Here is a 26,675-nt window from a genome sequence, read left to right as displayed (position 1 = left end):
TTCCCACATGTTATGTTATGTGGGAAGTTAAGTGTTATGCTCGCCAGCCCGCGCCGCCGCACCCCAGCGCGAGACCCCTCCGATAAGCTTAAAGCCTATGAAGGGCATCATTCTCGCAGGAGGTTCTGGGACCCGCCTCTACCCCATCACCAAGGGCATCTCGAAGCAGCTCATGCCCATCTATGACAAGCCGATGGTCTACTATCCCCTGACCACCCTGATCCAGGCCGGCATACGCGAGATCCTCATCATCACCACCCCAGAAGACCAGGCCGCCTTCCAACGCCTGCTTGGCGATGGCTCCCAGCTCGGCCTCATGCTGCACTATGCGGTGCAGCCGCGCCCCGAAGGCTTGGCCCAGGCCTTCCTCATCGCCGAAGACTTCATCGCCGAGGATGACGTGGCCCTTGTCCTGGGTGACAACATCTTTGACGGCCACGGCTTCTCCACCGCGCTGAACGAATGCCACCGCCCAGACGGCGGCATCATCTTTGCCTACGAGGTCTCCGATCCGCAGCGCTATGGCGTTGTGGACTTTGACTCCGCAGGCCAGGCTCTATCCATCGAGGAAAAGCCCGCCGCGCCCAAGTCCAACCACGCTGTGGTCGGCTTGTACTTCTATGACAATTCCGTGGTGGAGATTGCCAAGTCCATCACGCCCAGCGCGCGCGGGGAACTAGAGATCACCGCTGTCAACGAGGAGTACCTGCGCCGCGGGCGGCTACGCGTCAAGCGCATGCAGCGCGGTGATGTCTGGCTGGATACCGGCACGGTGGACTCCATGAGTGAGGCTTCGGCCTACGTCGAGGTGATGCAGAAGCGTACCGGCACCGTCATTGGTTCGCCGGAGGTCGCAGCCTTTGCGGAAGGCTTCATCGATGCCGCGGCACTCACGGAGCTGGCAGAGCCCCTCCTGAAGTCCGGCTATGGCCGTTATCTTCTCGCCGCTGCCCAAGAGGGCTGAGACCGAGGTACATATCGATCAAATAAGGTCCGAAAACCAACGGAATCTGAGGCCTTATTTGATCGATCCGTACGTGCTTAAGCCTCCCCGCCTAGTTTCAGGACGTCCTTAAGCATCCCCGCCCTGTATCAGGAGCCGCCTCACCCAAACGGGTCTAAACGCGTTAAGGTAATCGCATGCCTAGTTCATCCTCTCGCCCCACCAGTGATTCGAAGAAATCAGCGCTATCCACCATCAGCCCCGTGGCATGGGGATTGTTGGTGATCGTTGTTATCTTGGCCGTCATCATTGGCTTCCTGCTTGCAGAGCGCACCTCTTCCGGCGATGAAAGCACTCCCGCAGCGCAGGAGACCGCAACGAGCACGGCGACAGCCGAAGACCTGGCGAAAGATGCCGCCAAGGCCACGCCCGGCACGAAGTTCTCCGATGGGAAGGGTGACCCGATGATGTTCGGGCCCGGCGGTGACACCATGTCTAGGGATATCACGGTGGTACACCGCAAAAAGGAGAACGATCCTTTCGCCGTGGGTGCGGTGGATGCGCCCGTGGTGATTTCGGAGTTCTCCGATTTCGAGTGCCCGTTCTGCTCCCGCCACGCCAATGTCACCGAGCCGGATATCCTTAAGAAGTACGTGGAAAAGGGCCTGGTACGCATCGAGTGGAATGACTACCCTGTAAACGGCCCCGCCGCCATCGAGGCCGCCAAGGCTGGGCGCGCGGCCGCGGCGCAGGGTAAGTTCCAGGAGTTCAAGCACGAGCTCTATGCCGCCAGCAAGGACATCAGTGGCCACCCGGAATTCGGCATCGAGGACTTCATGAAGTTTGCCAAGAAGGCGGGCGTTGCGGACCTGGATAAGTTCCGCCAGCAGGCCACGGATGATACCTACACTGAGGTCGTTGAAACGGCCACCAGCTATGCCTCCCAGATCGGCATTACGGGCACCCCGGCATTCGTGGTCGGAGATCAGTTCGTCGGTGGTGCGCAGCCGCCCGAGGCTTTTGAACAGATCATCCAAGAGCAGCTGGGAAAGGCGGCCAATGCCTAAACCACCGCTGATCGTGTGGGTCTTCATCGCGCTGGTTATTGTGACCGCCTTATTGGGCGGTTATGCAGTGGGGGTGAGCCTGTGAGCATCGGAATCTTCGGCGCCGTCATCGCCGGCGTGCTGACCTTGATCAGCCCCTGTTCAGCGCTGTTGGTGCCAGCCTTCTTTGCCTATGCCTTCGATTCGCAGCGCCAGCTGCTGTTCAAGACTTTGGTCTTCTTTTTGGGTCTGTGTACCACGCTCGTGCCCATCGGCATGGGCTTGGCCGCGGTGCTGGCGCAGTATCGTAGCCAAGTCATCACGGTGGCAGGCTGGATCATCATTGCGCTGGGAATCTTTACCGCCCTAGGTGGTGGTTTCCGCATCCCCGGCATGGATGCCCTGTCCGGCAAAGCACGGGGCAAGGTGTTTCTGCTCGGCGCGGTTTATGGCTTCGCCGGCTTTTGCGCGGGCCCGCTCCTGGGCGCTGTCCTCACCACGGCCGCTGCGTCGGGAAGCGCGCTCTACGGCGGGCTCATCATGGTGGCCTATGCCGCGGGCATGGCCGCACCGCTCTTTGTGCTGGCCGCGCTGTGGGAGCGCCTCGATGTGGGTTCGTGGTCGTGGCTTCGCGGACGCGAAGTCACTCTGGGCCCCGTGCGCACTAATACCCTCTCCCTCGTATCGGGCGCATTCTTCGTGCTCATCGGCGTGCTGTTTATCTTGAGCTACGGCAGTGCAACACTACCCGCAGTCTTAAGCACGGATGCGCAGTTCGCGGTGCAAGAAAAAGCCCGCGCCTTCAGCGCGGGCGTGGCGGATGCGTGGGTCTGGTTCGGACTTTCACTCGCCGCCACGGTGGTGGCAGGAGTAAAGGCCGCCCGCACGCCGGCCTAGAGCTAAGCTCTAGGCCAAGGTTTAAGAGTTAGTAACCGCGCGCGACGTACTCATCGATGCGCGCTGCCTCAGCGCCAATGGTGGTCTCATCGCCGTGGCCCGGCAGGACGCGGGTCTCCGGCGGGAGGTTCAGCACGCGATTGCGCAGGGACTCGATGATGACGTCGAAGTCGGAGTACTTGCGGCCGGTGGCGCCGGGCCCGCCGTTGAAGAGAGTATCGCCCGACAGAAGCGTGGCCTCGTCCGCAATGTAGAGCACCACGCATCCCGGCGAGTGGCCCGGCGTGTGGAAGACCACGAAGTCGCTATCGCCCACGGTAAAGAGCTGGTTATCCTCCAGCGGAACGAAGGTCGCGTCCTCGTGCGTTTCCTCCCACAGGGGGCGGTCATCCGGGTGCAAGTAGATGGACACATCGAAGTGCTCAGCCACCTGGGGAGCGAGCTCGCAGTGGTCGTTGTGCGCGTGGGTGAGAATAACTCCCTTGACCGTGCGCTGGCCCACCTCTTCGATGACGCGCTCCGCGTCGTGGGAAGGATCGATGATGTAGCACTCGGCGTCGCTAGTCGCGCTACCTGCGGCCAGGATGTAGACGTTATTGTCCACGTCCCACTCGCCGCCGTCGAGGCGGAACTTTCCTGAAGTTACAAACTGTTCAATGATCATTTACAGCTCCACTACGGATCGAAGTACCTTGCCGGCCTTCATGGTAGCGAAGGCCTCTTCCACGTCGTCGAGACCAATGCGCTCGGTCACGAAATCCTTGAGCGGGAAGCGGCCCTGCAAGGAGAGGTCGACGTACATGGGGAAGTCACGCTCCGGCAGGCAGTCGCCATACCAGGAGGACTTGAGTGAACCGCCGCGGCCGAAGAAGTCGATGGCCGGGACGTCGAAGCGGCTGGTGAGGTTCGGCACGCCCACCATGACCATGCGGCCGGCCAGGTCGCGGGAGTAAAAGGCCTGGCGGGTGGTAACGGGAATGCCCACAGCGTCAATGGCCACGTCGGTGCCGAAGCCCTCGGTGAGCTCGCGGACGGCCTCAATGACCTCTTCTTCAGACTTGTCCTTCGCCGCAACGGTGTGGGTAGCGCCGAATTTCTTAGCCAGCTCCAGCTTGTCCGGGTCCAGGTCCACGGCGATGACCTTGGAAGCACCAGCCAACGCCGCACCGGCGATGGCCGCCATGCCCACGCCACCGCAGCCGAAGACCGCGACGGACTCGCCGCGCTTGACGTCCGCGGTATTCACCGCAGCGCCCAAACCGGCCATCACGCCACAGCCCAGCAGGCCCGCGGCGGCCGGATCCGCCTCCGGGTTGACCTTGGTGCACTGGCCTTCGTGGACCAGGGTCTTCTCGGCGAAGGAACCGATGCCGAGCGCCGGGGTGAGCTCAGTGCCGGCGTCCTTATCCCCGTCCGCGAGCGTCATCTTCGCGGAGGCGTTGTGGGTGTTGAAGCAGTACTTCGGCTCGCCCTTCTTGCAAGCGCGGCACTCGCCGCACACCGCGCGCCAATTCAGGACCACGAAGTCCCCGACCTCGACGTGGGTAACAGCATCGCCCACGCGCTCGACGACGCCCGCCGCCTCGTGTCCGAGCAGGAAGGGGAAGGCATCCTCGATATCGCCATCGCGGTAAGCCAGGTCGGTGTGGCAGACACCGCAGGCCTGAATCTTGACCACGACATCGTGCTCGCCCGGGGCGGGCACGACGATGTTGACGGTCTCGACGGGCTCGCCTTTCGCGCGCGCAATCACACCGCGGACAACCTCCGCACCTTGCTGGGAGTTGTTTTCATTTACGTTTTCATTAACAGTCATGCTCGCGAGGGTACGCGAAAGGCCCGGGCGGCGTCGCCCGGGCCCAACAAGATTCAAATCCCTCTAGAAGCTAGCGAGGTGGTTGGCCACAAACTCGTGACCGCGAGCATTAATGTGCAGCGGCAGGTTGCCCGGCCCCGCGGAGAAGTCCACCAGACCCGCCCATAGGCGCTTGTCGGCGTCGGCACACATACCGCGATCCCAGGTCATTGGCTTCATGTCCACGAACTCGGTTCCAGTAGCGCGCGCCAGGTCCACCTGCATCCACTGCGCGACGTTTTCATAGCGCTGCACCATCGGCAGGGCCGTGGCGTCGGCCGGCTTCGGACCAAAGTGGATAAGGCAGTAGCGGTCGCCCGAGCCGATGGTCGGGTAACCCACAATCTGGATGCGTGCATTGGGGGCTGCCGCGCGGATCTTGTGAATCAGCGGCGCGTTGGCACCGACCCAGCGGGCGCGCAGGTCACCGTCGGAAAGCCCGGCGTTGTTGTACGTGTCGTTGAAACCGCTAGAGAAGAGCACGCGCTGCGTATCCCCGCTGAGCGCGCCGCGGCGAATAGCATCGTCGATCTGCGCGTTCACCTGCGGCCCCTGGGACATGGACACAGCACCAGAGCAGGAGAAATCCGCCACCGGCATACCCAGCTTGGCAGCGGTGCGCTTGGCGTAGTTATTGCCAGACGGGCAGTTCAGGCTCGGATTGCGCTGAGAAGAGCCCACCCGCGAGGCAAGGTAGGTATCAAGTTGCGGATCCGCCAGCACGGAATCACCAAAAGCGACGAGGTTTCGCTCGCCGGCAACTGCCTGCGGAGCTTGGGACAGGCCTACCGCCACGAGGAGGGAGGCGCAGAGAGCAGCGATGCGCTGAGTAGACTTCACGTGACTAATGTCCTTCCGAAAGAGTATGTTCTAGACCGAAACCATAATAGACTACGTTGACGGTCTAAGCTTATGTAACAATAGCAACACCTTTAACAGTTTGTAGTTTTAATTGTGGCGAGTCCGCCGTCTCCGTAACCTCTTCTCCCCTCCCCTCGATGAGAACCTTATGAAGCTTTCTGATGTAACCTTCCACGCCGCCGCCCTCGCGCGCTTTATCCCTTCGCTCTTCCGCGCCGGCCTCATTAGCCCCGCCGGCGGGCCACGGGCGGTGGCCCTGACTGCGCCGGTCCTCGCGCGTTACCGCTTCACCACCGCCCGCGAAGTAGAGCAGGCATACATGACCTGCCCGGAACGCCTGGCGCTTATCGACGACGACGGGGCCCTCACCTACCGCCAGCTGCGCGAAGAATCCCAAACCTTCGCGCGCTGGCTGCTGTCTTTGGGGCTGGAGGAGATTCGCCTCGGCGTGATGGCCCGCAATGGCCGCGGCATCATCACCCCGCTGGCTGCCAAGGGCTATGCGGGGGCACACATCTTTTTGCTCAACGTCGGTTCCTCCCCCGAGCAGCTTGCCGGGTGCATTGAGGAAAACCGCATCAACGTGCTCGTTATCGATGATGAATTCATCGACCGCCTCGACAGCTCTAGCACCATTGCTGGCCTGCACGTGGTGATTGGCCACGAGTCCGGTAAAGAGATCCCTACCGAGCTGGCGCAAGCGGCAACGCTGCGCAAGATCGTGGAGAATCCGCGGGACGTCGAGAAGCACAAGCTTCCCACTTGGCCCAAGCACGGGCATATCGTGCTGATGTCCTCCGGCACCACGGGCATCCCCAAGGGAATCATGCGCCCGGAACCGACGCTGCCGGTGGTGGTTGCGTCCATCGTGGATGCGGTGCCGTGGCGCGGGGACCAGAAGGTGCAGATGACCGCCTCCATCTTCCACACGTGGGGCTGGGCCTGCCTCAACATCGCGTTGGGCCTGCGCAATACCATCGTCACCCGCCGCGTCTTTGACCCGGCGGCCGCACTGGATGATATCCAGCGCTACCAGCTCGATGGTCTGCTTTCCTCCCCCGTCTTCTTCCGCCAGATGGTTGAGGTTGACCCGGATTCGGCCTTCGATACCTCGAGCCTGAAGTTCATTGCCTCCGCCGGGCATGCGCTCACCCCGGAGATCGTCAAGGAAACCCACGAGCGCTTCGGCCCGATTCTCTGCAATGTCTATGGCTCCACGGAGCTGGCGCTGGCATCGACGGCCAGCATGGAAGAGGTGGCCAAGGATCCCACCATCGGCGGCAAGATTGCCTCCGGCACAAAGCTGCGCATCCTCGATGAGGAAGGCAACGAGGTTCCCCGCGGTGAGGTCGGTGAGATTTACCTGACCAACTCCACCGCGCTCATTGGCTATACCAACCCCAAGATCCCGCTCAACAAGGTCGATGGCCTCATCTCCATCGGGGACTTGGGTTATATCGACCCCGAGGGCTACCTGCATGTGGTGGGCCGCGCGGATGACATGATCATTGTCGGCGGCGAGAACGTGCACCCGCAGTCGGTGACGGAGGTGCTCGAGGCCATGCCGGGCATCGCGGAGGTGCATGCCGGCGGCGTGGAGGATGAAACCACCTTCCAGCGCATCGCCGTGTGGGCGGTGACTACGCGGGACGCCCTCGGCAACGCCGTGACTGCCGACGCCATCCGCGCCTGGGTCCGCGAGAACCTCGCCGACCACTCCGTGCCGCGCGATGTCCACTTCCTGGACAAGCTGCCGCGCAATGCCACGGGCAAGGTGGTGCCGCGCCTGCTGCACGGCACCGACTAGCCCGCGCCTTCGCTCCAGATTTCCCGGCTGAAATAGGGCCTCCGAGCCCAAACTGCCCGAGTTGCCAAAACTAAGCTTGTTTCATGTGGCGGTTTCAAGTGGTGGATGCATCACTTGAATAGTTCATTTACAAAAAAGGGGCCGAGCTGCAGCAGCTGCGCTTGTTGTCCTAGGGGCCGTTTCAGTTGCAGTACCGTCTGCTTCGGCAGCCACTGTCACAGCCCAATGCCAGGTCATCAAAAATGGATTAGGGGGAGATATAGTCGGTCACGTATATGGCAATGCGCCAACTTTGAATGACGCCAAGAAAGATGCTAATAAATACGTTCCCAGCGGGCATTACAAGCGCCATTGCAGAGGGGTCGGCCAACATCCTTCTGGTTACTTTCCAGGAGGGGAGGAGGAATTAGAGGGGTCAGCTTTTAATCACATCATCGGCGACGACAAGGAAACTTATCGAGAAAGATTCTATATCAACGATTTCTCGCAATTTCCCTAGCCAACCCTTTCCTTATTTATTACCCGGCGCTCCGCGTAAGCGGAGCGCCTCACTCTATTTACCTGTAGAAACCGGCGAAGAAATAAGCTCCCTTACTCCAACACTACTGGGAAAAACATCAGCCTTTGCATATTCCTCATCCATTAGAAAAAATGACGCTAAAGGGGCCTCAGCCTTTGTAAAAAGCTCTTGTTCAGCAGAAACGATTGCCTCGCAAAGGTATAACCGTAAACTCTCAAAATCCTCGTTGGGCCTTTCAACCCTGAACTGAGTAATGAGATCTTTTTTCATCTCTTCGGAATCCACTTCAACTGGTTCGGAGCAAATAAAAAGTACGTCGACTCCAGGCAGGCGCGCTGCTTTACCCACTACTTGCGAATACGTTTTATATGCCGATTCCAGAACACACTGATCGGCCACGAAAAAAGTATCTAAAGCAAAAAATATACGCATTGTAATGCTTTCCAAAAAGATAAAGCTTGTCAACTCGCCTGCGGCGTGGAGCGAAGGTTTTGGCAACTAGGGCAGTTTTGGTGTCTGGGCTTTAGTCCCGCCGGCCCCTGAGGTGGGCCGGGGGCAGATTAGCTGCTGCGCTTGACGGTTGCAGCAACCTCGCCTGACTGGGTATGACCCTCGCGAGCGATGTCGACTCCGGCGACCTGCTTGGCCGTCGGGCACACCACCGGGGTGATGAGGTTGACGCCGCGCTCGCGCAGCTTCTGCGCCTCCACCGCGATGATCGGTGTGCCGGCGGTGACTGTATCGCCCTTCTTGGCCAGGGCCGTGAAACCTTCGCCCTTGAGCTCCACCGTGTCGATGCCGATGTGAATGAGCAGGTCCAGCCCATCCGCGGTCTTCATGCCGAAGGCGTGGCGGGTCTTGAAGACCATGGTGATGGTGCCGTCGACCGGGGCACAGACGTCGAAGGCATCGACGGCATCAGGCATCACCGCGAAGCCTTCGCCCACCATGCCCTGCGCAAAGGACGCATCCGGGACCTGGGAGAGCGCGACGACGTCACCGGCGAACGGGGCACGCACGTCCACGTCAGCGGCATCACCGTCAGCGGTATTACCGCTGACGCTCTGAGCGGAAGCGGCGCTGGCTCCAGCACCTGCGGCGCTCGCAGCACCCGCCGTGGCGAGGACCGGAGAACCGTGGCGCAACTGGTGGCTGACCTCGTCATACATGAATTGCACGGCCGGGCCCACGATGACCTGGACGCTCTTCTCGGAGGGGTGGATGACGCCGGAGACGGCGGCGCGTTTGATCACGGAGTCGTCGACAAGCGCGCGCTCCTTTACGCCCACACGCAGGCGCGTGGTGCAGTAGTCCAGTGAGTCAATGTTGTCCTTGCCGCCGAGACCCTCGATGATGCGCGCGGCATCACGAGCAGTCTTGTCATCGCCGGTAGCGGAATCCTCCATGGGGTCTGCTACCGCATCGTCCTCACCGCGGCCCGGGGTCTTGAGGTTGAGCCAGCCGATGAGGAAGTAGAAGATGACGAAGTAAAGGAAGAAGAAGCCCACGCCCATGACCAGCAGCATGTACCACTTATTAGCCAGCGGGTTCTGCGAGGAGAGCAACATGTCCACGAAACCGGCGGAGAAACCGAAGCCGGCGGTCCACTCCATGGTGGAAGCGATGAAGACGGACAGGCCCATGAGCAGCGCATGCACCACGTAGAGCAGCGGAGCAACGAACATGAAGGAGAACTCCAGCGGCTCAGTCACGCCGGTGAAGAAGGAGGCCAGCGCACCGGCAGCCATGAGGGAGCCGACGACCTTGCGCTTGTTCTTATCCGCGCGCAGGTACATAGCAAGTGCCGCGCCCGGCAGGCCGAACATCATGACCGGGAAGAAGCCCGCCTGGTAGCGGCCGACGACACCCTCGACAGTGCACTGGCCGTTGGCCCAAATGCCCGGGCAATCGGCGGCGGAAGTGGCGGCCGCGGCTGCCTCGATGGTCTTTTGACCGGCCTGGAAGTTGCCGATGTCATTGATACCGATGACATCGAACCAGAAGACGGAGTTCAGCGCGTGGTGCAGGCCGGTCGGGATGAGCAGACGGTTGGCCACACCGTAGATGCCGGCGCCCGCCGCGCCCAGGCCCTGGATGGAGGTACCGAAGTTAAAGAGCGCGTTGTAGATGAACGGCCACACGAAGTAGAGGATGCCGGAAATCACTATGGCGATGACGGCGGTAAGAATCGGTACGAGGCGCCGGCCTGAGAAGAAGGCCAGGAAATCCGGCAGCTTGGTGCCGTGGAAGCGGTTATATACCCAGGCCGCCATGACGCCGGCGAGGATGCCGAAGAGGACGTTGCCGCCACCCACGGCGTTCCAGCCTTCCGAGGCCCATTCCAGGGCTTCATCGCCGGTCAGCGCGGTGGGGTCTTCGATGCCACGGTAGCCGGCCACGGCCTCGGGGCCGAGCAGTTTCATAAACGTGGCGAAGGCCAGGAAGCCAGAGAGTGCCGCGGCACCGTTGGAATCCTTGGCCAGGCCGAAGGCAATGGCGATGGCGAAGATCCAGCCCAGGTTGGCCAGGACCGCGTCGCCGGAGCTGATCAGCAGCTGGGCAGCGAGATTATCCGGGCCAGCCGCGCTGGAGATCCAGTAGCCAACACCACTGAGGATCGCCGCGACGGGCAGTACCGCCACAGCGCCCATGAGGGCTTTTCCGAGCCGCTGCAGCGGCCCCATGACATCGACTTTCATGCGAGGAGTCCTTTCACACTAGTAAGGAATTAGATGGAGTTTTTAGAAAAAGAGTGGGCGGTGCGGACGGTGCTTGTCCGCGAAAACGTAGTACTCGCGGTCCTCCAGCTGGGAGGCGGCGGCTTCATCGAGGATCACCGTGGCGCGCTGGTGCCACTGCAGGATCGACGCGGGGCAGTGCGCGGAGAGCGGGCCTTCCACCATGGCGTGGACCGCGCTGGCCTTGTTGCTGCCAGTGGCCAACAAGAGCAGGTGGCGGGCCTCACTGATGGTGCCCAATCCTTGGGTCAGCACGTGGCGCGGGACCTCGTCTTCGTTGTCAAAGAAGCGGGCGTTATCCTGCACGGTTTGCGGGTGCAGCGTCTTGATGCGGGTGCGCGATTGCAGGGAACTCGACGGCTCGTTGAAGCCAACGTGCCCGTTGGCCCCGATGCCCAGCAGCTGGATGTCCACGCCGCCGGCATCACGGATGGCTTTGTCATAGGTGGCCGCGGCGGTGGCAGGGTCATCGGAGTCACCAGCGGGGCTTTTTACCAGGTCATCATCGAAATCCACGTGGCTGGTGAATTCGCGGCGGATGGTGGAATAGTAGGACTGCTCGTGGGTGCGCTCCAGCCCGATGTATTCATCGAGCAGGAATGCGCGGCTACGGGCAAAGCTCACCTCGCCGCGCTCATGGCGCGTAATGAGCTCCTTGTACATCGCTACCGGGGTCGAGCCCGTGGCCAGGCCCAAGGTGGCGCCGGCGTTGGCGTAGTGCGCGAAGATGTCAGCGGCCTCCACGGCCACTTCGGCCGGCGTGGAGCGGATGAGGATTTCCATGAGATGCCTTCCTGTGTGTTTAAGAGAGTGGGATGTCCGCGCCGTCGACGATGACGCGCACCGGTTGGTAGTGAGAGTTAAGGCCAACCAGGTTGGCGCGCGCGCCAACCGCGATTCGGCCTAGATTCGCTTCCCCCAGCACATCCGCGGCTGTAGTGGAGGTAAAACGAACTGCTTCCCCGAGGCCGTGGCGCGCGGCGAAGCTGGCGAATTGCTGGGACAAGGTAGAGGTGCCGCCCGCGATGGCGCCGCTGGGCACGCGCGCGACTCCCCCGCTCACGGTGACAGGCAGCGAACCCAGCTCATAGTCACCATCGGCCATGCCGGCCGCCGCCATGGCATCAGTGATGGCGAAGGCGCGGTGACTGTGAGCCATGTCCACGGCGCCGTCGACAAGATGCACACCATCTGCGATGAGCTCGACGGACACATCCCCCGCCTTCGCTGCGGTGAGCAAGGCCGCTACCGGGCCCGGCGCGCGGTGGTGAATAGAAGGCATGCCATTAAAGAGGTGCGTTCCGGTCACGGTCAGGCCGAGCTCCTTAGCCTTGGCGATAACGCTCAGCGTGGTGTCATAATCGGCCTCGGTGTGGCCCAGGCTGGCGATGATGCCATGCTCCGCACAGACGTCGAGCAGCTTGTCAGCGTTTTCCGTTTCCGGCGCGAAGGTAATCGAACGCAGGTGGCCGCGGGCCGCGGCGATGACCGCGCGGAAGAAGTCCGGGTCACCGGGCACGATGCGCGATGGGTCCTGTGCGCCGCACTTGGCCGCCGCGATGAAGGGGCCCTCCATGTGGATGCCGGCGATTTCACCTTCCTCTGCCAGCTGGGCCAAAAGCTCCGCCCGGGCGCAGAGCTCTTCTTGCGTGCCGGAGACCAAGCTGGCCAGCAACGTCGTGGTGCCGTGCGCGCGGTGGAAGCGGGCGGCGGCTAGGCACTGCTCGTAGTCGCCGTTGGGGAATCCCCCGCCGTTGCCGCCGTGGTTGTGCAGGTCCACGAAGCCGGGCACCCACAGCAACGCATCCGGGTCCCCGGCGCGCCAGGCAGCCTCGGCTTGGGGGACGTCGCCAAGCGCTATGCCCTCAATACTCTCCCCGAACGTGACGGCCCCAGCGCGCAGCTCGAAGTTTTCATCAATATAGAGGCCCTCGACGTGGCCTTTCTCCTTTGTCTGCATGGTTCATTCGGTCCCGCTTGTACGGGCTGACGTGGCGCAGCCCGGTTGACAATTCACTTGAAATTTATCAGGGCTACCAATTTTTGTGAACCACACTTCCTCCTAAGGGGGTGCGTGAGCGCAGGTGACTTTTAGCGCGTTAGGTGCACCGCGTGGAATGTCGAAAGGCCCGGTGAGCTACCAGCCGCGGGTGGCCACTCGGTCCCAAAGCGCGTTGCTCGCTAGCTCACCGGCACCCGCTGGTGAGGTGCCAACGAACACGTCTCGCGCATCAGGATCATCAGCCAGAATGTAGCGGAACCACGCGGTGGCATAGCCGTCCCCGAACTCTAAAACGTCCTTGTGGTCCGCGCCCAGGCGGCGGGCAATGATTGCCGGACCACCAGCTGATTCAAAGCTCTCCTCCAAGTCTGACCACGGGCTGACAAGCCAGCGGTCTGAACGGCCATCGCTCGTCATCAAGAACAGCGGTGCCTCGACGCCCGCGGTGGTGTAGTCCCAGTCATTGGACTGTGCCACTTTGTGGGAGGCCGGGCTCGCCGCATACACAGCTGCTACCTCCGTGTGGGACGCTGCGTTGATAGCGCCCGCACCGCCTTGTGAGTGTCCGAAAATACCGACCCGTGATCGGTCCGCACGAGAATCCAGTTCCGGCAAGCGCTCAATCAAGTGCACGACATTCTCCCCTGTACCTGTGTGGGGAGTCTCATCGCCGACGACCACGAAGCCCCAACTAGCCAGGTGCTCCGCCACGGGCAGGTAGCTGCTCAACGGCGTGTTCGTGCCGTTAGCCATGACCACCGCCGGAAACGGTCCCGCGCCTGTCGGTGCCGCGATGGTCACGTCGCCATCACGCCGCACGTCGACCTCGTGCGGCCCCTCGCCCGCAAACGACGCTTCCAGCGGACCACCTGTCTCAGCGCTGTATCCGGCGGCCACGCCATCATCACCGGTCACGCTGTCTGCGTCCACCCACTGCATGAATCCCACAAACCCGACAAACGCCACCACAATCACGGCCACCACGGCAGTAATGCCAACCACAAGCTTTTTCATGCTCTTTATTGTGTTTCGCACGAGAGCGAAGGTCACTAGCGCTAGCACTACTTTTCCTATACACGGTGCAAGACCTAGCACCACCTATAAGAAGGACGATACGGCGAATCAAAGTGCGGGCGCTCCCCGTCCCACAACGGTAGAGCTGGGGCCGCTTAGCCCCACCTGCCCCCACAACTCATACGGAGCTTTCCTCATGGCCCGCTTTTCTGCACGCCAGCTCAAGCGCTTCATGGGCTTCTGGCCGCCCTTCTTGGGCGCTGGCATCAAGATCCAAGAATTCGCTGATGACGGAACCCGCGTCGTTGTCAGCCACAAGCCAAACATGCTGACCAAGAACGCCATGGGCGTTGCCTTCAGCGGCACCCTCTCCGCCATGACGGACCCGTTCTTCATGCTTGCGTCCATGCATCGACTGGGCAAGGAGTACCGCATCTGGGATGCCGCTGGTGAGATTAAGTACCTGAAACCCGGCCGCGGCACGGTCACCGCCGATATGCGTATCCCCGAGGAGACTTACGCGCTCATCGAAGAAAAGACGGCCAACGGTGAGAAGTATTTGCATTGGTTCGACGTGGACATTCTCGATGAGGAAGGCGATGTCGTCGCTCATGTGCGCCGCCAGGTGTACTACCGGCGCAAGCAGAAGTAAGCGCTGAATGAGCAAGTCCCACCCGGTTTTAGACACAGTGGATCAAATTTGGATCATATGAAGCCAAAATGTAGCCACGGAGGCCGATATTACACTGGATGAAACAATCCCCCGCAACCATTCATGCTGGTCACGGGGGATTTAATATGGAGCCGCCTGCGAGAATCGAACTCGCGACCTTCTCATTACGAGTGAGATGCTCTACCGACTGAGCTAAGGCGGCACGGTGCAGTGTGTATATGCACCGCGTGAGAGTTTAGCCTAGGCCGGGGCTGAGAAAGAAATCGGGCCACTTGATGTGGGGCACGCACAGCACTTGCTGCAGGTTAGCGCGCACCACAGGCCAGGCGCAGGCGGCCCACCATGCCGTCGAAAGCCACCTGCGGGGTGACGTTCTGCGGCAGCTGCTCGCGGCAGGTGCGGATAGCGGACTGGGCGGCCAGCAAGCCATCTTCGCTCACGCGCTGGGCAAGTTCGCCCGCCAGGCCCGCGAAGTCCGGGTGGGTCATCTCCACCTCAGCGCCGACTTTCAGCATGAGCGCATCGCGGTAAATACCGGCGAGATCCACGAGGGCGATGTCGAGGCCGTCGGAGATGCGTCGTTTAGCGCGCTTCTTGTGGAGCTCCTCCAGATCCTTCAGGGCACTGCGGGCGTCGCGTTGCGCCTTGGTCGCGCCCTTGCCCTTGGCGCCGACGCCGAAGGATTGTTCAATCTTGGAGCGCTCCGCCTCCTCCGCCGCCGCGTGGGAGTCCTTGGCTTCCTTCTCAATGAACTTCAGCAGCGCCGTGACGGATTGAAAGGCCTGGGAGCCGTGGAAGACGTCTTCGGCCAGGTTGATGGCCATGGCGCGGCGCTTCTGCGCGGCGGGCTCGTTGACTAGGTGTCGCGCACGTCCCACGTGGCGCAGGGTGGTCACGGCGGCCAGGCGCGCGTCATCCTCGCTGGCGCCTTCGGCGACGAGCTGCTTGACGACGCCCTCCACACTCGGCGCCGGAATATAAAGGTGACGGCAGCGCGAGCGCAGCGTGACCGAGAAGTCCTCCGGGTCCTCCGAGGGCGCCACCATGATGATGACGGTGCGCTCCGGGGGCTCCTCCACGGTTTTGAGCAGCGCGTTGGCGGCCTCATTGCGCAGGCGGTCGGCCTTGTTGAAGATGACCACGCGCCACGGCGCCACGCTCGGCAGGCTGGCCGCGCGCCCGATGACGTCGCGGGCCTCGCCCACGGTGATGAACTGCTCCTGCGGATCCACGTAGACCAAGTCGGTGTGCTCTTGATTGTCCAGGACGCTTTGACAGGAGGGGCAGCGGCCGCAGCCGGGGTTGCCGTTCTCATCGGCGGACGTACACATGAGCGCCGCGGCAAAGCACTGCGCGGCCAGCGAACGGCCGGCACCGGGAGGGCCGGTAAAAAGCCAGGAATGGCTCATCGCGCGCGGGTCACCCTCACCACGAGCCGCGCGGGCAGCACTGAGGATGGTGTGGGCGACGGAGGGGGCGTCGGCAAGCCTTTCGGCAACGCTGGAGGTGTTCACTCGCCCTAGCCTACTGGGATAACTAGAGTTGTTAATCATGAACAGACTGATGCGTGGCGCCCGCTGGTTATGGGGTACTCAATGGCCGATGTACGCCGCGCTCGTCCTTGGAGCCAACATCATCGGCGCCATTGCGATCATGACCTTCGTGGTCTTCTTTCTCCCCATGCCGGAGATCTCCGATTTCATCGCTCACACGCCCCACCTGTGGACCTACGGCACGCTGTTCGTGACCTTTGCGGTCATCATCGGCATAGCGGTAACACTTCGGCTGTTCAGGCCGGTGTTGGACTGGCAGCGCAGCCCCGACGACCATGACCCCAATATGGTGCGCAACCTGGTCCTGCGCATCCCGCTCTACCAGGCCGGTGTGGCCGCGGGCGTGTGGCTGCTGGGCATCATCTTGGCGGTGGTGCTGGCAGGCCAGCACTCGGCGCGGCTGGCCGTGGTAGTCGGTGTTTCTGCTGCATTGGCCGGCGGCCTCATCGTGCTGTTGACGTACTTGCAGGCAGAGCGCCTCGTACGCCCCGTGGCTGCGGAGGCCGTGGCCCGGCGTTTCGAGGATTCCACCTTGGAGCCGCCGATTAAGTACCGGCTGCTTTCCACCTGGATGATGACCTCCGGCATCCCGCTCATTGGCATCGTGCTTGTCCTCATGGGCCAACAGGCAGGCCTGTTTAGCCCTGAGACCTCAGACATCATGCCGGCCATCGTCGCGCTGACCGTTACCGCGCTGGGCACCGGGCTCATGGGCACCATGTTCGCGATGATGAGCGTGGTCGATCCCATCATTGAGCTGCAGGACGCCATCAACCGCGTGCGCCGCGGCGAGAGTGACGTCCAGGTGGACATCTACGACGGCTCCGAGCTCGGCGTTCTTCAGGCCGGTTTTAACGAGATGATGCGCGGCCTGCGCGAGCGCCAGCGCGTGCGCGATATTTTCGGCCGCTATGTCGGCGCCGAGGTGGCCCAGCGCGCCTTGGAGGAACGCCCGGAGCTGGGCGGGGAGGACCGCAAAGTGGCCGTGCTGTTTATCGACGTCATCGGCTCCACCACCTTCGCCGTCAACCACACCCCGGAAGAAGTGGTGGAGGAGCTCAACAAGTTCTTTGAGCACGTCGTTGAGGTGGTGCACCGGAACAAGGGCATCATCAACAAGTTCCAGGGTGATGCCGCCCTGGCCGTCTTCGGTGCCCCGCTGACGGTCTACGACGCGAACTCCATGGCTTTGCAGGCCGCCCGCGAGCTTCGCCAGGAACTGCGCGGGTTGCGGCTGCAGGCGGGCATCGGCGTGGCCGCGGGCCACGTGGTGGCCGGGCACATTGGTGGTGCGGACCGCTTCGAGTACACCGTCATTGGTGATGCCGTCAACGAGGCTGCCCGTCTCACCGAACTGGCCAAGGACACCCCGGGCCAGGTGCTCACCAACTCCGCCACGCTGCGCGGCGCCAACGAGGCAGAGCAAGCGCGCTGGACGCTGATGAAGTCTATTGAGCTGCGCGGGCGCCGCCGCATGACGCAGCTGGCGCGCCCGATTCGCCCGACCTTGGCGGAACGCGCTCTCGGATAAATAAGTTTTTGTGCTTCTGGTAGCTTGGGGCCATGCCTCATCAGCCCCACCAGCCCCATCCGCCACGCCAGTATTCGAGTCCTCGTCTTCTCGTCCCCGACGTCGCCCGCGGCATGGCCCTGCTGGGCATCGCGCTGGCTAATGTCTGCACCGCGTGGATTATGAACGACGGCGATGGCCCCGATGCCTATTTCGGCGGCGTCGATACCCTCGTTGACGAAGTCTATGTGGTCTTTTCCGCCATGTTCGTGCATGTGCGCGGCCTGCCGATGTTCTCCACGCTTCTCGGCTTTGGCGTGGGGCTTATCGCAATGAGCTTGTGGCGACGCGGCTTCCCACTGCGGCGCGCGCAGGCCGTGTTGGCAAAGCGCTATGGCTTTCTTGCTTTATTCGGTGCCCTGCACTGCCTCTTCCTCTTTTCCGGCGACATCATGCTGCTCTACGGCGCGATGGGCATGCTCATTGCGTTGCTGCTTACTTTAACCGACAAGCTCCTCATGCGCGTGGCCTACGGGTTCTGTGCGCTGCTGGTTGTGGCGGGTATCGGAATGGGCGTTGGGGCCGCGCTTGTCGATACGTCGGAGTTTGATCTCAGCGGCTTCACCGCCGCCGAATCCTACTGGGAGCTGCTGGGTGAGCAGGCCATCATGGTCGGCGCCCAAGCTTTTTCCGTTCCCCTGACGGGAGCCTTGGTCCTTCCGGTGATGCTCGTAGGTTTCGTGTGGGCGCGCCGCGGAACCTTGGCCGGGGGCCATCGGCGCGAGCTGTGGGCGTGGACCATTTTGGCCCTAGCCATCATCCTTTTCCTCGGCCTGCCCTGGGGCTTGTCGACGATTGGGGTGCTGGACCCAGCTCTAGCGGAACCCCTCAACGCGGCGAATAGCTGCATCGGCATGCTCACCGGGCCGGGCATCGTGGCGGGGGCAACACTCGCCCTAGAACCCCTGCAGCGCCGTGGTGCGCGCCCCTGGTTCCTGTGGCCGCTGATTGCGCTGGGCAAGCGTTCCATGACCGGCTACGTGCTGCAGTCCGTGTTCTTCCTGGCGCTGGTCTACCCCTTTACCCTCAACATTGGCCCGGAGCTCAGCGCCGCGGGCCAGGCAGCGCTAGCCACCGGCGTATGGCTAGCAACGCTCCTCATCGCCTGCGCGCTCGAGGCCGCGGGCAAGCCCGGGCCCTTCGAATGGGTACACCGACGCTTGTCCTATGGCAAGACGATGCGCCCGGAATTAGGCGCTGCGCCTAACCGCGGCCCTTCCGCGCCAGCCCATCCACCAGCAGCACCAGGCCTACCGTCTGTGCCGCCGACTGCGCCGCATCCAGAACCCGGCCACGCAGGCCCGCATCCTGGCGCTGTTCAGCCGGGTTCAGGACCGTCAGCGCCTCAGAGGCCAGAAGCAGGTTAGCACCGTGGCTCAGCCCCTGCGTAGATTCAGCAGCGCGCAGGGCTGGGTCACCAGCTAGCGCGGAGAGCGCAGCCGCCGGGATTCCGGCGATAGCCGTGGCGCGGCGCTCGCAGCGAGTACGGGACAGTGCACTGCCCGCGGCCCACGCGCCGGCGCGCAGGCCCCAACCCAGCGCATCATTGCGCGCACCGCGCAGCGCCCACGCGAAGGATGCGTATTGCACGCTCACGCACGTCACGCCGAACGTCGTTGGTGCGCCGCGCTTGGCGGCCTGGCCAAGCGAAGCGGCGATAAGCCCCACGCGGGTCTCCGGTGCGCAGTCTGGGCGCAGGGCCAACAGCACGGGTACAGCGGCGGTCGTGGCCGTGCCGAGCATGCGCCAGTTAAACAGGCGTGACCAGACTGCAGTCTCCCCCGCGGCGAGCGCGCCGAGGGTGAGGTGATCGCGGCCAGCAAAGGCCGGGCCCACCGCGCGCAGGAGAGCCTCGGTGCCCTCTTGGGTGCGGTCCAGCATGTCGCGGGCGAAGCTGGTCTTCATGTCCTGCTACTTCCTGCGCGATCCGGCCTTGACCACGTTCTTCGTGCCCGGTGAAGGCTTCTTCGTCGCCTTCTTGCTCGACTTCTTCGTGGCCTTCTTGGTCGATTTCTTGGTCGACTTCTTAGTGCTCTTCTTCGTCGACTTCTTCGCCCCACCGTTCGCGGCGTCCTTGGCGCGGCGCTCGGAAAGGAGCTCGTTCGCGCGGGCGTCGGTAAGCTGCTCCGGATCGTCACCACGGCGCAGCGAGGCATTCGTCGTGCCGTCAGTGACGTACGGGCCAAAGCGGCCGTCCTTGACCGTCATCGGCTTGCCAGAGACGTCGTTGTCACCCAGCTGCTTAATCGGCGGCTGTGCGGCCGCGCGGCCGCGGCGCTTCGGCTCCGCGTAGATGCGGCGCGCCTCGTCCAAAGTGATGGAGAAGATCTGCTCCTCCTTGGCCAAGGAGCGGGAATCCTTGCCCTTCTTCAGGTACGGGCCATAGCGGCCGTTCTGCGCGGTGATGACCTCGCCGTCCGAGGGGTCCACGCCCACCTCACGCGGCAGGCTCAGCAGCTTCAGTGCTTCCTCCAGCGTGACGCTGGCCGGCTCCATCGAAGCAAAGAGTGAGGCAGTGCCCGGCTTCAGCTTCTCCTCGACGTACTCAGCAATGCGCTTTTCCTTCTGCTTCGCCGCGGTCTTGGTCTCCCAATTCTTGGCACGCTTGCCCTCGGCCGCGCGCTGGGCGTCCTCGGCGGCGCGCTCCTCTTTAACGATCTCCTCGGCTTCGGCCTCGGCCTTCTCGCGCTCGTCGTCACGCACCTGCTCGGTCACGTACGGGCCGAAACGACCCTCCTTGGCCACGATGGTGCGTCCGTTTCCCGGGTTCTGGCCCAGCTCGCGCCCGCCCTGCGGGGTGGCAAAGAGCTTCTCCGCCAAAGCCTCGTTGAGCTCATCCGGGGTGACCGTCTCCGAGAGGTTGGCGCGCTGGTACTCCACCGTGCCGTCCTCGTTAGTGCCCACGGCGCGCTCGATATACGGACCGTAGCGGCCCACGCGCACGAAGACATCGCGGCCTTCCGCGTCCGTGTAGAGGCGCAGGGAGTTGACCTTGCGGGCATCGATGGCCTCCAGGTTGATGTCCACCAGGGACTTCAGGCCGCCGTGGCGCGCGATGGACGCGGCCTTGCGCTCGCCGGCCTCCGTGTTTCCGAAGTAGAAGTTATTCAGCCAATCCGTGCCGTTCTCCGAACCGGCGGCAATAGCATCGAGCTCATCCTCCATGGAGGAGGTGAAGTCATAATCCACCAGCTCAGTGAAGTTATTCTCCAACAGGCCAACGACCGCGAAGGCAACCCACGAGGGCACCAGCGCGTTGCCGCGGGAGAGCACGTAGCCGCGGTCCTGGATGGTCTTGATGATGGAGGCGTACGTCGACGGGCGCCCAATGCCCAAATCTTCCATCTTCTTGACCAAGCTGGCCTCGGTATAGCGCGCCGGCGGGTTGGTGGAGTGGCCGTCGGCAGTAACCGCAGCGGTCTTCAGCGTGTCGCCCTCATTGAGGTGCGGCAGGCGGGACTCTCCCTTCGAGTCCTTCGCCGCGACGTCTTCGTAGGCCTTGAGGAAGCCCGGGAAGGTAATCGTGCGGCCGGTTGCGGAGAAGTCAGCGTCGTGGCCGCCGGCGTTGACAGCTGCGGTCACCTTCATCGAGGTTCCCTTGGCGTCGGCCATCTGGCAGGCCACGGTGCGCTTCCAAATCAGCTCATAAAGCTTGTATTCCTCGGCGTCGAGCTGCCCGGCCAGCTGGCCCGGGGTGGCAAAACGCTCGCCGGCGGGACGGATGGCCTCGTGGGCCTCCTGGGAATTCTTCACCTTGCGGTCATACCGGCGCGGTCCATCTGAGACGAACTCCGCGCCGAAGATGGAGGAGGCAGCCTCACGCGCAGCATCCAGGCCCTGCTTGGACAGGGAGGTCGAGTCGGTACGCATATAGGTGATGTGACCGTTCTCGTAGAGGCGCTGCGCAATGCGCATCGTGCGCTCCGAGGTGTAGTGCAGGCGGCGGCCAGCCTCCTGCTGCAGCGTCGAGGTCATAAACGGCGCGGAAGGCTTGCGCGAATAAGGCTTGTGTTCAACGCTAGCCACGGTCATGGTGGAGCCTTCCAGCGCACTGGCCAGCTGCTCCGCCTGGGCCTGCTTGACGACGACCACCTCGTCGCTCTTCAGCTGACCCCTATCGTTGAAGTCGCGGCCCGCGGCCACGCGCTTGCCGTCGAGGGCGCTCAGGCGCGCGTCGAAGTCCGGCGTGGATTTCAGCGTTGCCGTGAGATCCCAATACTCGGCGGGGATGAATGCCATGCGCTCGCGCTCGCGCTCGACGATGACACGGGTGGCCACCGACTGCACGCGGCCAGCCGACAGGCGCGGCATGACCTTCTTCCACAGCACCGGGGAGACCTCGTAGCCATAGAGGCGGTCCAGGATGCGGCGGGTTTCCTGGGCGTCGATGAGATTCTCATCAAGCTCACGGGTGTTTTCCGCTGCCTCCAGGATGGCGGACTTGGTGATCTCGTTGAAGACCATGCGGCGCACCGGCACCTTGGGCTTGAGTACTTCCAGCAGGTGCCAGGCAATGGCCTCACCCTCGCGGTCGGGGTCTGTTGCGAGGTAGAGCTGATCGCACTGCTTCAGCTTGGCCTTGAGGTCAGCGACCTTCTTCTTCTTGTCCTGGCTGATGACGTACAGCGGGGTGAAGTTATCCTCCGGGTTAACACCGAGGCGCGCCCAGGATTCCTTCTTATACTTGGCGGGGACGTCGGCGGCGCCGCGGGGAAGGTCCCGGATGTGGCCGACGGAGGCCTCAACAATGTACTTATCGCCGAGGTAAGGCTGAATCTTCTTCGCCTTGGTTGCTGACTCGACGATGACCAGGGTCTTCCCCGGGCCGGTAGCTTCTGCCACTTCGACTTCATCCCTTCCGATGGCTAGTCCTCTGCTGGGCAATTGCCCCTAGAGTACACAGATAGAGGCTTACTCTAGTTATTCAGGCCAGTTCACGTCCACACAACCGGGGGTCTATACTGGCCGTCCGAGGATTCGCCTCACAGCACACAACTGGGAGACAGCGTGATTGCGTCTATTACTGCATGGTTCGAGGTCATCATGGCCACACAGTGGATTTATCCGCTGGTGGGTTCACTGATTTTCCTCGACTGCTTCTTCCCCGTTTTGCCTTCGGAGGTTCCCCTCAACATGGTGGGCGCCTGGTCTGGCTCCCAAGGTTTCCCCCACCTTCCCACCATGTTTTTCGTCGCCATGGTTGCCGCAATTTTGGGGGATAACTTGTGCTTCCTCCTGGGAACGCGGCTCATCGCCCTTATTAATAGAGCCCAAAAGGGAACGAAGGCCTACGACGCTTTGACGTGGGTCAAGCGTAATATTCGGCGCAGCGGCGGCGCGGCCATCATCATCGCGCGCTTCATCCCCTCGGCCCGCCTGTTTATGACGATTCTGCTGGGCTCCATGCGCTATCCCTGGCCGCTGTTTTTCTTCTTCGACACCTTCGGTGTCCTGTTGTGGGTGGCGCAGGCGCTAGCCATTGGCTACCTCGGCGGCGTGGCCTTCTCCGGCTCACCCGCGATAGCCATGCTCATTTCCATCATCGCCGCCATCATCATCGGCTTCGGCCTGCAAAAGGGGCAGAATAAGCTGCTGGAATGGTGGGATACCCGGCGCGGCTACGCCGAGTCCCCCTAAACCACCTCGACGTTGGTGGCCTGCTGGCCTTTAGCGTCTTCCCCAATCTCAAAGGAGACGCGCTGGTTATCTTCGAGGGTGCGGAAGCCGGTTCCTTGGATTTCGGTGTAGTGCACGAAGATGTCGCCGGAGCCGTCCTCCTGCTCAATGAAGCCGTAACCTTTTTCGGCGTTGAAGAACTTGACGGTACCGTATGCCATGATGAGTTGTCCTTTGCGGAAATAAAGTAGTGCAAACTAGTGCACCAGTGTGCCACGTTTGGGCACCTACAGCAGATTAGTGGAGGCAAGCGTGAGTGAGAACCCTCTGGGTGAGGAGCTCGTCGAGCACCTTGTTGAGTGTTTCCCCGAGTCCGAGCTAACGCACTCCACCACCCTGCCTGCCCAACCAGCACGCTATGCCGAGTGGCCCGAGTGGGTCCTGCCGGAGTTGCGGGAGGCGTTGGAGGAACGAGGCGTCGCCAAGCTCTATGCCCACCAGGTCGCCGTGGCACAGGCCGCGTGGGAGGGGCGTGATGTGGTGGTCTCCACCGGCACGAGTTCCGGAAAGTCCCTGGGTTACCGTTTGCCCATTCTGTCCCGTCTGGCGCAGGACCCGACCGCGTGCGCGCTCTACATCACGCCGACGAAGGCGCTGGGTTCGGACCAGCTGCGCGCGGTGCTGGAGTTCACGCAGGGCATCGCTGCGCTTCACGACGTCCACCCCGCCCCCTACGACGGTGATACCCCCACCGAAGCCCGTGCCGGTATCCGCGATCAGGCGCGGTTTATCTTCTCCAACCCAGACATGATTCATTCTTCTCTGCTGGGCGCACACCAGCGGTGGGCGCGGGTGCTGCGGCACTTGAAGTTCATCGTGATTGATGAGGCGCACGCCTACCGCGGGGTTTTCGGGGCGAACGTGGCGCTCGTGGTGCGGCGTTTGCTGCGGCTGTGCGCACACTACGGTTCGCGGCCGGTGGTGATTGCGGCTTCGGCGACCATGCGGGATCCCGCCCGGCATGCCGCACGGCTGACGGGGCGCGAGTTTCTCCCTGTAACCGAGGATGGCGCGCCGACGGGCGCGCGGACGGTCGCGCTGTGGGTACCGGGCTTCATGGAAGGCATCGAAGGGCAGAACGGCGCCCCCGTGCGCCGCGCCGCCACAACGGAGGCGGCCTGGATGATGGCCGCGCTCGTGGCGCAGGGCGCGCGGACGTTGACCTTTGTGCGCTCGCGGCGCGCGGCAGAGACCACCGCGCTGCGGGCAGCAGAAGAGCTCTCCGGGAGGCTAGGCCGGCCGGATTTCGCGCGCCGAATTGCCGCCTACCGCGCGGGCTATCTGGCCGAGGACCGCCGCGCGCTGGAGCAGGCGCTGGATGATGGCTCCCTGCTCGGCGTGGCCACCACCTCGGCTTTGGAGCTGGGCATCGACGTCGGCGGGCTCGATGCCGTGGTCACCGCTGGGTTCCCGGGCACGGTTGCTAGCTTCTGGCAGCAGGCCGGGCGCGCGGGCCGCCGCGGCCAGGGCTCGCTGGTGGTGCTGGTGGCCCGCGATGAACCGATGGACACCTACCTGGTTCACCACCCAGAGGCACTGTTGGGCCGACCGGTGGAGGCCAGCGTGTTCAACCCGGCTAACCCCTATATCCTGGCCGGGCACGTGTACTGCGCGGCGGTGGAGAAACCGTTGTCTGATGCCGACGTAGCTGCCTTCCGCGCCGAAGACGTGGTCCACGACCTAGCCCAGCAAGGCTTGCTGCGCCGGCGCCCGCAGGGTTGGTTCGCCGCTCCCCTGCCGGCTGGCTCAAGCGAGCTCACCCCGGAGACCGCGCACACAGCCGTCTCGCTGCGCGGCGGTTCGGGCGAGGAAGTCATGATTGTGGATTCCTCCGATGGCCGCCTGCTGGGCACCATCGATTCAGCCCGCGCGGTAAGCCAGGTGCATCCCGGCGCGGTGTACCTGCACCGTGGCGAGAGCTTCGTCATCGAGGAACTTCACCTCGGCGGAGGCGATGGTTCGGCGTCCGCCGAGCCGGGCGTGGCCCTCGCCGTGCCAAAGGCCCCGGACTACACCACGCAGCCGAAGTCCACGACGGATATCCGCATCCTGAGCGAGGCCGATGACCTGGTGAACTACGCCCCCGGCCTATGGGTGGCCAGCTTGGAGGTTGAGGTGACCGATAAGGTCACCGGCTATCAGGTACGGCTTCCCGATGGCTCCGTGGGCGAGGATATCCCCCTTGACTTGCCGGAGCAGCGCCTGGTGACCCGGGCGGTGGCCTACACCATCGATCCGCTGGCACTCGCAGCGATGGGAGTCACCGCCGGGCGCACCCCGGGCACCCTCCATGCAGCTGAGCACGCCGCCATTGGGTTGCTACCGCTCATTGCCACCTGCGACCGCTGGGACATTGGTGGCGTGTCCACCGCGCAGCACGCCGATACGGGCTTGCCCACGGTCTTCGTCTACGACGGCCACCCCGGCGGCGCCGGCTTCACCGAGGAAGGTTTCCGCCGCTTCCCCGAGTGGATCAAGGCCACCTTTGAGGCCGTGCGCTCCTGCCCCTGCGAGTCCGGCTGCCCGTCGTGCGTGCAATCCCCCAAGTGCGGCAACGGCAACAACCCTTTGGACAAGGCAGGCGCCATAGCTCTCCTCGGTGCGTTGGTCACCATGACCTCTTAGACCGGACCAGCGCGGGCGATGGCGCTGCGCCCGCGCAGCCGGGCAGTAACCTCAACGTCGCGCCCATCGATGACGCAGGAGCCGAGTTCCGCGCCGTTAAGCGCGGCGATCTCTGTGGCCTTCGTGCAGGCGTCTCTGCCCTTGGCCACCTCCCACGCCCCCGATACCGCGGCGAGGTCCGCCGCCACCTGTGCTTCGTGCCGCGCTACAACGAGTGAAGCAACTGCCGCAACCGCCAGCAACAGAGAAGCCACCGCGGCGATGATCCCGGCGGTAACGACGGTGGCATAGCCCTCCTCCCCCGCCAGGATCCGCGACCATCTGCGCCGATGACGCCTCATGGCTGCGCCCCGTTGTTCCCACCGGCTGCCATCTCCGCGGGAAACACCGCCTGCGCGCGCATGGTCCCCAGCGGTGCCGGCACGGCGGCCTCAGCGGTCATAAGCCCGGAGCCTTCGCTCACGTTCACCGTCACTCCATCGCGCTGAAAGTCCACGCCGATGGCGACGGAGCGGGCTGCAGCGCCCGCGGCGTCAACGGCAGCGAGGTGGGCCGACAACGTGGCGATGCCACCCACGATTCCCGCGGCAACGATGACGAGTGCGGACAGCGACAATGCTGCTTCGATGGTGACGGAGCCGGCGTCATCAAGCGCGCGCATTAGCCTGGGGTGTTGGACAGGGCGTCGGTGATGATGGAGGTAATGGCGCTGGTGACTTCGCCACCATTGACCACGGCATAGAGGACCGCGGCAAGCGCTGCCGCGGCCAAACTACCCATGGCATATTCAATCGTGGACATACCATCATCATTTCCTAATAGTGACTGGTAGTTTACCTTTTTCTGCATGATGTACCTAGCTTTCTTTTCCAGTGTTTGTGTCGGTTACATGTAC

The 26,675-nt window shown here is 63.1% G+C and carries 23 protein-coding genes and 1 tRNA gene; 9 read left to right on the top strand and 15 right to left on the bottom strand.

Going from position 1 to position 26,675, the window contains the following annotated elements; genetic code table 11:
* Nucleotides 1–97: 97 nt before the first annotated feature.
* The 3 genes from rfbA to R3O64_RS01250 all read left to right on the top strand — a co-directional run bounded on the left by rfbA (nt 98) and on the right by R3O64_RS01250 (nt 2,886).
* Nucleotides 98–964, top strand: a complete 867-nt coding sequence (gene rfbA / locus R3O64_RS01260) for a glucose-1-phosphate thymidylyltransferase RfbA (protein WP_070534049.1) — start codon at nt 98–100, stop codon at nt 962–964.
* 176 nt (nt 965–1,140) lie between these two features.
* Nucleotides 1,141–2,010, top strand: coding sequence for a DsbA family protein (locus R3O64_RS01255; RefSeq protein WP_118781231.1), 870 nt, complete (start codon nt 1,141–1,143; stop codon nt 2,008–2,010).
* Between the two features lie 81 nt (nt 2,011–2,091).
* On the top strand, nt 2,092–2,886 hold the full coding sequence (locus R3O64_RS01250) for a cytochrome c biogenesis CcdA family protein (RefSeq protein ID WP_070521252.1): 795 nt from the start codon (nt 2,092–2,094) through the stop codon (nt 2,884–2,886).
* A gap of 28 nt (nt 2,887–2,914) precedes the next feature.
* Here the strand turns inward: R3O64_RS01250 and R3O64_RS01245 are convergent, their stop codons facing one another.
* The 3 genes from R3O64_RS01245 to R3O64_RS01235 all read right to left on the bottom strand — a co-directional run bounded on the left by R3O64_RS01245 (nt 2,915) and on the right by R3O64_RS01235 (nt 5,581).
* Nucleotides 2,915–3,550, bottom strand: a complete 636-nt coding sequence (locus R3O64_RS01245) for an MBL fold metallo-hydrolase (protein ID WP_070521255.1) — start codon at nt 3,548–3,550, stop codon at nt 2,915–2,917.
* Nucleotides 3,551–4,702, bottom strand: a complete 1,152-nt coding sequence (locus tag R3O64_RS01240) for an S-(hydroxymethyl)mycothiol dehydrogenase (RefSeq protein WP_339017154.1) — start codon at nt 4,700–4,702, stop codon at nt 3,551–3,553.
* 63 nt (nt 4,703–4,765) lie between these two features.
* The gene (locus R3O64_RS01235; protein WP_070521261.1) at nt 4,766–5,581 is read right to left on the bottom strand and encodes a GDSL-type esterase/lipase family protein; all 816 of its coding nucleotides are present in this window, start codon (nt 5,579–5,581) and stop codon (nt 4,766–4,768) included.
* A gap of 169 nt (nt 5,582–5,750) precedes the next feature.
* Here R3O64_RS01235 and R3O64_RS01230 point away from each other — a divergent pair, with 169 nt between their 5' ends.
* Complete coding sequence (locus R3O64_RS01230; protein ID WP_046647859.1) at nt 5,751–7,409, top strand: acyl-CoA synthetase; 1,659 nt, start codon at nt 5,751–5,753, stop codon at nt 7,407–7,409.
* A 553-nt stretch (nt 7,410–7,962) separates the two neighbouring features.
* On the opposite strand, the gene R3O64_RS01225 is transcribed toward R3O64_RS01230, so the two are convergent.
* The 5 genes from R3O64_RS01225 to R3O64_RS01205 all read right to left on the bottom strand — a co-directional run bounded on the left by R3O64_RS01225 (nt 7,963) and on the right by R3O64_RS01205 (nt 13,683).
* Nucleotides 7,963–8,427: a hypothetical protein gene (locus tag R3O64_RS01225; RefSeq protein WP_144269132.1), complete on the bottom strand. Its 465-nt coding sequence runs from the start codon at nt 8,425–8,427 to the stop codon at nt 7,963–7,965.
* Nucleotides 8,428–8,489: 62 nt separating this feature from the next.
* Complete coding sequence (nagE, locus tag R3O64_RS01220) at nt 8,490–10,628, bottom strand: N-acetylglucosamine-specific PTS transporter subunit IIBC (RefSeq protein WP_339017153.1); 2,139 nt, start codon at nt 10,626–10,628, stop codon at nt 8,490–8,492.
* 42 nt (nt 10,629–10,670) lie between these two features.
* Nucleotides 10,671–11,450, bottom strand: a complete 780-nt coding sequence (nagB, locus tag R3O64_RS01215; RefSeq protein WP_070531469.1) for a glucosamine-6-phosphate deaminase — start codon at nt 11,448–11,450, stop codon at nt 10,671–10,673.
* Between the two features lie 19 nt (nt 11,451–11,469).
* Nucleotides 11,470–12,627: an N-acetylglucosamine-6-phosphate deacetylase gene (locus R3O64_RS01210; protein WP_339017152.1), complete on the bottom strand. Its 1,158-nt coding sequence runs from the start codon at nt 12,625–12,627 to the stop codon at nt 11,470–11,472.
* A gap of 177 nt (nt 12,628–12,804) precedes the next feature.
* Nucleotides 12,805–13,683, bottom strand: a complete 879-nt coding sequence (locus R3O64_RS01205; protein WP_070686561.1) for a hypothetical protein — start codon at nt 13,681–13,683, stop codon at nt 12,805–12,807.
* A 196-nt stretch (nt 13,684–13,879) separates the two neighbouring features.
* Here R3O64_RS01205 and R3O64_RS01200 point away from each other — a divergent pair, with 196 nt between their 5' ends.
* Nucleotides 13,880–14,335, top strand: a complete 456-nt coding sequence (locus R3O64_RS01200; RefSeq protein WP_144269134.1) for a DUF4442 domain-containing protein — start codon at nt 13,880–13,882, stop codon at nt 14,333–14,335.
* A 147-nt stretch (nt 14,336–14,482) separates the two neighbouring features.
* On the opposite strand, the gene R3O64_RS01195 is transcribed toward R3O64_RS01200, so the two are convergent.
* Both R3O64_RS01195 and R3O64_RS01190 read right to left on the bottom strand, forming a co-directional pair.
* Nucleotides 14,483–14,558 (bottom strand) — tRNA-Thr (locus R3O64_RS01195).
* 103 nt (nt 14,559–14,661) lie between these two features.
* A complete protein-coding gene (locus R3O64_RS01190) occupies nt 14,662–15,909 on the bottom strand; it encodes a DNA polymerase III subunit delta' (protein ID WP_339017151.1) in 1,248 nt (415 codons plus the stop codon).
* On the opposite strand from R3O64_RS01190, the gene R3O64_RS01185 reads away from it, so the two are divergent.
* Entirely contained in the window at nt 15,908–17,440 is a 1,533-nt protein-coding gene (locus R3O64_RS01185; RefSeq protein ID WP_070511233.1) for an adenylate/guanylate cyclase domain-containing protein, read from the top strand. The two genes, R3O64_RS01190 and R3O64_RS01185, sit on opposite strands and share 2 nt — an antisense overlap.
* A 32-nt stretch (nt 17,441–17,472) precedes the next feature.
* Nucleotides 17,473–18,846 carry a DUF418 domain-containing protein gene (locus R3O64_RS01180; RefSeq protein ID WP_046647867.1) on the top strand — a complete coding sequence of 458 codons (1,374 nt, stop codon included), beginning with the start codon at nt 17,473–17,475 and terminating at the stop codon, nt 18,844–18,846.
* 544 nt (nt 18,847–19,390) lie between these two features.
* Here the strand turns inward: R3O64_RS01180 and topA are convergent.
* Nucleotides 19,391–22,321: a type I DNA topoisomerase gene (topA, locus tag R3O64_RS01175; RefSeq protein WP_339017150.1), complete on the bottom strand. Its 2,931-nt coding sequence runs from the start codon at nt 22,319–22,321 to the stop codon at nt 19,391–19,393.
* 201 nt (nt 22,322–22,522) lie between these two features.
* Here topA and R3O64_RS01170 point away from each other — a divergent pair, with 201 nt between their 5' ends.
* The gene (locus R3O64_RS01170; RefSeq protein ID WP_154736787.1) at nt 22,523–23,116 is read left to right on the top strand and encodes a DedA family protein; all 594 of its coding nucleotides are present in this window, start codon (nt 22,523–22,525) and stop codon (nt 23,114–23,116) included.
* On the opposite strand, the gene R3O64_RS01165 is transcribed toward R3O64_RS01170, so the two are convergent.
* Nucleotides 23,113–23,316, bottom strand: a complete 204-nt coding sequence (locus R3O64_RS01165) for a cold-shock protein (RefSeq protein WP_010189920.1) — start codon at nt 23,314–23,316, stop codon at nt 23,113–23,115. The two genes, R3O64_RS01170 and R3O64_RS01165, sit on opposite strands and share 4 nt — an antisense overlap.
* 91 nt (nt 23,317–23,407) lie before the next feature.
* Between R3O64_RS01165 and R3O64_RS01160 the strand changes: the two genes are divergently transcribed.
* A complete protein-coding gene (locus R3O64_RS01160; protein ID WP_339017149.1) occupies nt 23,408–25,780 on the top strand; it encodes a DEAD/DEAH box helicase in 2,373 nt (790 codons plus the stop codon).
* On the opposite strand, the gene R3O64_RS01155 is transcribed toward R3O64_RS01160, so the two are convergent.
* Genes R3O64_RS01155 through R3O64_RS01145 form a run of 3 tightly spaced genes read right to left on the bottom strand, consistent with a single transcriptional unit; the run spans nt 25,777 to nt 26,629 of the window.
* Nucleotides 25,777–26,121, bottom strand: coding sequence for an Rv3654c family TadE-like protein (locus R3O64_RS01155; protein ID WP_154761890.1), 345 nt, complete (start codon nt 26,119–26,121; stop codon nt 25,777–25,779). The two genes, R3O64_RS01160 and R3O64_RS01155, sit on opposite strands and share 4 nt — an antisense overlap.
* Nucleotides 26,118–26,441, bottom strand: coding sequence for a hypothetical protein (locus R3O64_RS01150; RefSeq protein ID WP_070624610.1), 324 nt, complete (start codon nt 26,439–26,441; stop codon nt 26,118–26,120). The genes R3O64_RS01155 and R3O64_RS01150 overlap by 4 nt, the downstream gene beginning before the upstream one ends.
* Nucleotides 26,441–26,629, bottom strand: a complete 189-nt coding sequence (locus R3O64_RS01145) for a DUF4244 domain-containing protein (protein ID WP_049157884.1) — start codon at nt 26,627–26,629, stop codon at nt 26,441–26,443. The genes R3O64_RS01150 and R3O64_RS01145 overlap by 1 nt, the downstream gene beginning before the upstream one ends.
* Between the last annotated feature and the right edge of the window lie 46 nt (nt 26,630–26,675).

It is taken from the genome of Corynebacterium hesseae (assembly GCF_037850265.1).
In the GTDB taxonomy this organism is placed as follows: Bacteria; Actinomycetota; Actinomycetes; order Mycobacteriales; family Mycobacteriaceae; genus Corynebacterium; species Corynebacterium hesseae.
Note: the sequence above shows the minus strand (reverse complement) of the source record. Positions and strands in the feature narration are given on the sequence as shown.